At 69.7% G+C, this 5,239-nt stretch carries 6 protein-coding genes; 4 read left to right on the top strand and 2 right to left on the bottom strand.

Translation table 11 applies throughout. The features are described from left to right. Window positions 1-95 precede the first annotated feature (95 nt). From VG899_15235 to VG899_15250, 4 genes are read left to right on the top strand one after another with little or no spacing between them, the layout of a single operon-like run. Window positions 96-1,199, top strand: a complete 1,104-nt coding sequence (locus VG899_15235; GenBank protein HWA67713.1) for an acyl-CoA dehydrogenase family protein — start codon at window positions 96-98, stop codon at window positions 1,197-1,199. 1 nt (window position 1,200) lies between these two features. After that, entirely contained in the window at window positions 1,201-2,352 is a 1,152-nt protein-coding gene (locus VG899_15240; protein HWA67714.1) for an acyl-CoA dehydrogenase family protein, read from the top strand. Between the two features lie 5 nt (window positions 2,353-2,357). Beyond that, on the top strand, window positions 2,358-3,281 hold the full coding sequence (locus tag VG899_15245) for an acyl-CoA dehydrogenase family protein (protein ID HWA67715.1): 924 nt from the start codon (window positions 2,358-2,360) through the stop codon (window positions 3,279-3,281). Window positions 3,282-3,288: 7 nt separating this feature from the next. Further along, window positions 3,289-3,981, top strand: a complete 693-nt coding sequence (locus VG899_15250; protein HWA67716.1) for a TetR family transcriptional regulator — start codon at window positions 3,289-3,291, stop codon at window positions 3,979-3,981. On the opposite strand, the gene VG899_15255 is transcribed toward VG899_15250, so the two are convergent. Both VG899_15255 and VG899_15260 read right to left on the bottom strand, forming a co-directional pair. Continuing rightward, window positions 3,953-4,996, bottom strand: a complete 1,044-nt coding sequence (locus tag VG899_15255) for an acyl-CoA dehydrogenase family protein (protein ID HWA67717.1) — start codon at window positions 4,994-4,996, stop codon at window positions 3,953-3,955. The genes VG899_15250 and VG899_15255 overlap by 29 nt on opposite strands. After that, the coding region (locus tag VG899_15260; protein ID HWA67718.1) for an acyl-CoA dehydrogenase at window positions 4,993-5,239 on the bottom strand (247 nt) is incomplete at its 5' end. The genes VG899_15255 and VG899_15260, both read right to left, overlap by 4 nt.

The raw sequence follows: 5,239 nt of genomic DNA on the forward strand, positions 1-5,239 counted from the left end.
AGGCCAGGACCTCGGTCGGGTAGCTGATGTCCACGAACCACTCCGTAAGAACAGGTGAATGAGATATACGATAACCGCGAGCCGCGACCGGGAGCATGAACGTGCAGTTTCGCTACGACCCCGAGCATGAGGAGCTCGCACAGGTCGTCCGACGCTTCCTCGACGAGGTCTCCGCCGACGCTGACGTGCGCGCCGCCATGAGCTCCGCACTCGGCTGGGACCCCGCCACCGTCAAGCGATTGGCGGTCGAGCTCGGCGTCTTCGGCGTTGCGGTCCCGGCACAGTACGGCGGCGCCGGCTACGGCCTCACCGAGCTCGGCATCGTCTTCCAGGAAGCCGGGCGGGCGTTGCTGTGCGCTCCCCTGTTGAGCGCCGCGCTCAGCTCGGCGCTCCTGCTCGACCTCGACACCAGCGTCGCGGTTGACCCGGTCGCCGACCTCCTGACTCGGATCGCGACCGGCGAAGCCATCGTCGCCCTCGCCACGCGTCAAACCTCGAACGCCCGGCAGACCGCACGGGGATGGCGACTCGACGGAACCCATACCTGGGTGCTCGACGGCCACGCCGCCGACACCTTCGTCGTCTGCGCCACGACCGAGCATGGACCCTCGCTGTTCCTCGTCGATGCGGCCGATCCCGGCACCTCCCGTGAGCAGATCGAGACGGTCGACGCCACAAGACGATTCGCCACTGTCACCTTCGCCGACGTCTCGGGCACCCCCATCGGCGAGCCCGGTAGCGCGACGGCGGTGGTCGAGCACAGTCACGACCGGGCCCGCATCCTGCTCGCCGCCGAGCAGGTCGGGATCGCCGAACGCTGTTTGGCGATGGCCACGGACTACGCAAAGACCCGCGAGCAGTTCGGTCGACCGATCGGGCAGTTCCAGGCCGTCAAGCACAAGCTCGCCTCAGTGGTGCTCGAGGTCGAGGCAGCGGTCTCAGCCGTGATGTACGCCGCCTGGATCGCCGACCACGATGCCCGGCTCGTGGCGGAGGTGGCACCGATCGCGGCATACCAGTCCGGCGAAGCGGCGGCACTCGCCACATCCGAGAACATCCAGGTCCATGGCGGGATCGGCGCGACCTGGGAGCACCCCGCTCACCTCTACCTCCGTCGCGCGACCGTGAGTCGCCAGCTCTTCGGCGACCCGCAGGCCCACCTCGAAGGCCTGGCGCAGCTCATCGACGCGCGGGCCTGACGTGGCAGGAAGCGTCGAGGGCCGCTACGCCGGCGACCTGTCGGAGTACCGAGTCGCGCTGCGCACGTTCCTCGGCTCCTCGGATCTCGACGCGTGGCGAGGCTGCTACATCGAAGACGTCGCAGAGGAGATGAAGTTCGTCTCCGGCATGGTGCAGGTTATCTACGACGCGGACTTCGGAAGGTACGGCTTCCCGGTCGCCGTCGGTGGGCTCGGCGGAGATGTCCGGCACTGGGCAGTGATGTACGACGAGCTGGTAGCTGCAGGCCTTCCATTGACCGGTCAACACAGCCTGATCACCACCCTCGCCCAGCCGATCGCCCGCTACGCACCCAAGATCGCCGCGAGGTATCTGCCGGCCTTCGCGCGTGGTGACGAGTGGTGGGGACAGGGGTTCTCCGAGCCCGAGGCGGGCAGCGATCTCGCGTCGCTGCGCTGCCGGGCAGTGCTGGACGGCGACCACTACGTAGTGTCCGGGCAGAAGCTGTGGACCAGCCACGGCGCGACCGCCTCGCACACCGTCCTGCTCTGTCGAACCGGGACGGCCGAGAGCCGCCACCGAGGTCTCTCGATGCTGTTCTTGGACAACGACATGCCAGGCGTGGAGATTCGCCCGATCTACCTCGCGAGCGGCCGGGCCGAGCTGGCCGAGTGCTTCTTCGACGAGGTGAGGGTGCCCGTCGACCGACTGATCGGCGAGGCCGGCCAGGGCTGGGAGATCGCGATGTACCTCTTGCAGTTCGAACGTGCGGTCTACGCCTGGCAGCGCGCGGCCGTCCTGCTCGAGCGGCTCGGCACGCTCGCCGTCGCGGTGCGTTCCGGCGAGCTCGCACGCCGGCAGCTCGGCACGGCCTACCTCGACCTGATCGGCCTGCGCGCCCGAAGCGTCGAGACGGTCCGCCGCCTCGCTGCCGGCGAGACCGTCGGACCCGAGGCCAGCGCGGACAAGCTCCTCCTCGGCGCAGCGGAGCAAAGCGTCTACGACGCCGCACGGAGCCTGCTCGGCGAGCGGTTCGCCTTCAGCACCGACCCGGCCATGCGTCGGTGGGGACAGGAGTGGTGGTTCAGCCGCACGACGACGATCTACGGCGGAGCCGCGGAGGTCCAGCGCGGCATCATCGCCGACCGAGTGCTCAACCTCCCCAAGGGCTGACGGACATGGATGCAGAACAGCTCGCGTTGCTGTCCGCCTCGCTCGACGAGATGTTCGCCGATGCGGTGGGCGACGTGTCGAGGGTCCTCGCGGAGCTCGGCTGGGAGGACGTGGTCGCGGAAGACGAGGCGGTCGCAACCCGACTGCTGTTCGCGGCCCACGCCCGCGCCCGCGCCCGGACCACGATCCTCGACCGCCTCGTCCTCGACGCGCTTCGTGATGACGTCCCGGCGCTCGCCTCGTCGGTGCTCTGGCCCTCGGGGACGGCCGACGGCGAGATCCACGGCGTCCTGACTCACCTGCCCGCCGACGACGACATCGTGGTCGCACCGGTGGCCGGCGCAACGGCGACATCGCTCGCCGTGGTCCGCGGGGCTGACCTCGCCACAGTGCCGCTGCGGACCTTCGACCCAGCCCTCCACTGGTTCGAGGCGACGGTCGCGACCCCGGCCGGCCTCGTCGCGACGACCAGATGGGATAGCGCGGTCGCCGCCGCCCGCCGCGCCCTGGCCGCCGAGCTAATCGCGTTGTCGCACGAGGTGCTCCGGCTGGCGGTCGAGCACACCAGCACGCGGACCCAGTTCGGCGCACCGATCGCGGCATTCCAGGCCGTGCGCCATCGACTCGCCGACGGCCGGGTCGCGATCACGGCGGCCGAGGGACTGCTCGACGCCGCGTTCGACGACGGAGGCCTACTGGCTGCGCGGCTCGCGAAGGCGCAGGCCGGTCGGGCGCACCAGCTGGTGAGCGGCCACGCCGTCCAGGTATGTGGCGCGATAGGTGCCACACTCGAGCACCCGCTGCACACCTTCATCGACCGCGGCGTCGTCCTCGACTCGTTGCTGGGCCGATGGGACGACATCGTCGACGAGCTCGGGGACCTGGTCCTGGCCACGACAACGGCGATGCCACGGCTGGTCGAGGTCTAATGAACGCGTGACCGCAAACGCTGGCCAGGCGCCTGCGGGACGCACCCGCCGCGCGCGGGGATCGCTGTCGCGCGAGGAGATCCTGTCCGCGGCGCGCGAGATCGTCGAGCGCGATGGGCTGCGGCAGCTGTCGATGCCGACGCTTGCCAAGCACCTGAAGTCGGGGGTTGCCAGCATCTACTGGTACTTCAGGAACAAAGAAGATCTCGTCGACGCGCTCGCTGGTCTCGTGCTGCACGACATCCACCAGCAGCTGCCTCCCGCCGGAGACGGTCCCTGGGACGAGGAGCTCATCGCCTACTTCGCGGCGTTCCGCGAGCTGTTGCTGTCCCTCCCGGCGTACCGGGAGATCGTCGCCTACGCACCAGGTTCGATCGCGCACTCACGACTGACCCGCGCCGCCCAGCGTCGCCTCGACGAAGGGTTGCACCTGCTCACCCTCGCGGGCCTGTCGCATCAGGCTGCCACCGACGCGTTCGCCGCGTGCCTGAACTTCACCCGCGGGTTCGTAACCATGGAGCAAGGCGTCATCGTCAGCGACGCGGCCCGAGCCACGACGGAGGCAGCCGGCAGTACCGACTCGCTTACCGATCGCGACCGCGACGTCGCGTACCTCAACGCGCTAGGCGAACAGCAGTTCATGTACGGGCTCGGCCTGATGGTCCGCGGGATCAGCGCCGAAGCGCTGAGCCCGCCGTGATCAACGGGTAGAGCTCGTCGGCTCCCCGCTCGATCACGGCGCTTCCGAGCCGCCACGCCCATCCGGCGTCTTCGTACTCCCGGGTCCACGACCACAGCCGGCGGGTCAGGTGGTGAAGGACGTACTCCTGCGTCATGCCCATGGCGCCATGCGCCTGATGCGCCGCCCGGGTAGCGATCCGCGCCGCCTCGCCACACAAGGTCTTCGCAGCCCAAACCTCAAGTGGCGCGGAGCCGCGCGCGTACTCCCGCGAGGCGACATCGGCAGCCATCGACGCGATCGCCGCCTGCTCCGCGATGTGCACGAGATGCGCCTGCACCGCCTGGAACCGAGCGATCGGCCTGCCGAACTGCCGCCGTTCGTCGGTGTAGCGGACAGTGAGGTCCAGGACCCGCTCGATCGCGCCGGCCATGAGACACACCCTCGTCAGTGCACCTCGCAGCCGCAACGACTCGATGTCCACGCCGGGGCCGGCGGCAGCCCACACCGCCGGTGTGACGTGGTCGCACACAATCGAGCCGCGCGGCTCGCCGGCGAGGTTGGTCGCCGCCGTGATCGTCAGCTCGTCGCGGTCGAGCTGCACCACGACGCCGTCGACGAGGGCGACAACGTGAGAGCAGCGCTGCGCCCACGGGACTCCCCTGAGCGTGCCGCTGACCGTGGAGCCGTCCCACGATAGATCGTCGCCGTCGCGCGGCGCGACCGCCGTCAGCGGCGTAGCAGGCATCGACAGCCCGGAGCTCGACAGCAGCCAGCCGGCGAGCAGACCGGTCTCGGCAAGCGGAAGCGGGAGCGCGTGCCACCCGGCGACCCGCAGGACTCCGAGCGCGTCCGCGACCGAGCCGCCCTGGCCACCACGGTCCTCCGGCACGGAGATCCCCGGCAGCCCCATCTCGCTGAGCGCCGCCCACACGGACTGCGACCAGCCGTCGCGCTCCGCATCAGCGAGCGCGCCAGGCGTGACCACCTGACTGAATAGCTCATCCGCCGCCTGGTCGAGCAGGTCGTCGCTCACCGGGCGAGGCCCTTCGCCGCGACGGACAGGAGGATCTCCGTCGTACCCCCCCGGATGGTGTTCGACGGCGCAGTGAGGATCGCCTCGCACAGAACCTGCTCGAACAGCGACTGCGACTCCGGTGTGGGCTCGATGTCGATGAGCTCCTGCAGCCCGAGGAGCAGGTCCTGCTCGAAGCGGGTGCCGATCTCCTTCACCAACGCCGCCTCTTGCACCGGCGAGCCACCGTTGTCGATCGCTCGA

Source organism: Mycobacteriales bacterium (assembly GCA_035550055.1).
Classification (GTDB): domain Bacteria; phylum Actinomycetota; class Actinomycetes; order JAFAQI01; family JAFAQI01; genus DASZTV01.